This is a genomic window from Streptomyces sp. SM1, assembly GCF_002910825.1.
Classification (GTDB): Bacteria; Actinomycetota; Actinomycetes; order Streptomycetales; family Streptomycetaceae; genus Streptomyces; species Streptomyces okerensis.
Genome location: NZ_NEUB01000168.1, coordinates 1 through 1295, shown reverse-complemented (window position 1 = coordinate 1295; position 1295 = coordinate 1). Strand labels below are relative to the sequence as shown.

2 protein-coding genes are annotated in these 1295 nt (G+C 76.0%); both read right to left on the bottom strand.

Annotation, left to right across the window (positions count from 1 at the left end; all coding sequences use genetic code 11):
- Nucleotides 1-425 (bottom strand): polysaccharide deacetylase family protein (locus B9S61_RS03715; RefSeq protein ID WP_181007219.1); only part of this gene is annotated, 425 nt, incomplete at its 3' end.
- 25 nt (nt 426-450) lie between these two features.
- The coding region (locus B9S61_RS03710; protein ID WP_103540897.1) for a DMT family transporter at nt 451-1295 on the bottom strand (845 nt) is incomplete at its 5' end.

The following is a 1295-nucleotide window of genomic DNA, read 5'->3' as shown; positions in this document are numbered from 1 at the left end:
GGCCGGCTCCTCGGGGTCTCGGTGGAGTTCCTCGCGGCGAAGGCGCGCGCGTCCTCCGCCGGGCCGGGGAGCCAGGGGCGGTCGTGGCTCCAGCCGTGGACGGCCAGTTCGTGCCCGCGGCGGACGGTCTCGCGCACCACGGAGGGATGCCGTACGACGCTGTCGCCGAGGACGAAGAAGGTCGCCCGGACCCCGAGCACCTCCAGCGCGTCGAGGAAGCGCGGGGTGGATTCGGGATCGGGGCCGTCGTCGAAGGTCAGGGCGACGTGGCCGGGGTGTCCCTCGCCGGCGAGACGCGGGAAACGGCGGCGCACCGCGGGCAGCCAGGTGGCTGCCGGGAGGATGTGCGCCGCGGCGACGGCGGCGGCCGGAGCCAGCGCGGCTGCCGTGCGCCGGGCGGGCGAGTGACCACGGGACGTACCCATCGGCTGCCGGCTCCTCTCCCCGCGTCTACCGGACCGGCCGGGGCGAGTCGGTATCCGGACGCCGCGACGCCGTGTCCCAGTCTCCGGAGACCGACGGGGCACGGGCCAGTCCGGCGGCGCCCGCGCCCATCAGCACCACGCCGATCACCGCGGGCACCACCCGCACCCCGAGGGTGATCTGCTCCCCGAACAGCGCCCACCCCAGCGCCACGCTCGTCAGCGCGTCCCCGAGGGTCAGGGCGGGCTGGGAGGCGGCCAGGGTCCCGGCCCGGAAGGCACTCTGGAGCAACAGGAAGGCGACGACTCCCGCGGCGGCGGTGGCGTACAGGGGCCAGGTCGCCAGCACGGCGGCCGGGCCGTCCGGGAACCTGCCGGTCACCTCCTTGAGCAGCGCCGCCGTCAGTGAGAACGACACGGCGGAGGCCAGCCCGAACAGGGCCGCGCGCGGCGCGCCCCGCACCGCGCGGGCCGTCGTCACCAGCACCAGCACGGCACCCAGTACCGCTGCCGAGGACAGCAGCCACTGCTCCGCGGACGCGGTGTCCCGGCCGGCCGTCGGAGCGACCGAGGTCAGGAAGGCCGCCAGCCCGGCGGCGAGGGCGGCGAACGCCATCCAGGTCCTGCGGTCCGGACGACGGTGGAACACCACACTGCCGACGACGAGGGTGAACAGCAGTTCGGCGGCCATCAGCGGCTGCACCAGCGCGAGACTGCCCAGACTCAGGGCGGCCGCCTGCAGCACGGTCGTCAGTGCCAGCATCGCCGCACCCCACACCCAGTAGGGGCGCCTCAGCACATGCCCGAGCCAGCGAACGGCCTGGCGCACGCCCGCGCCGCCCTCGGGTTCGTCCGCCGCGGCCCGCCGCTGCA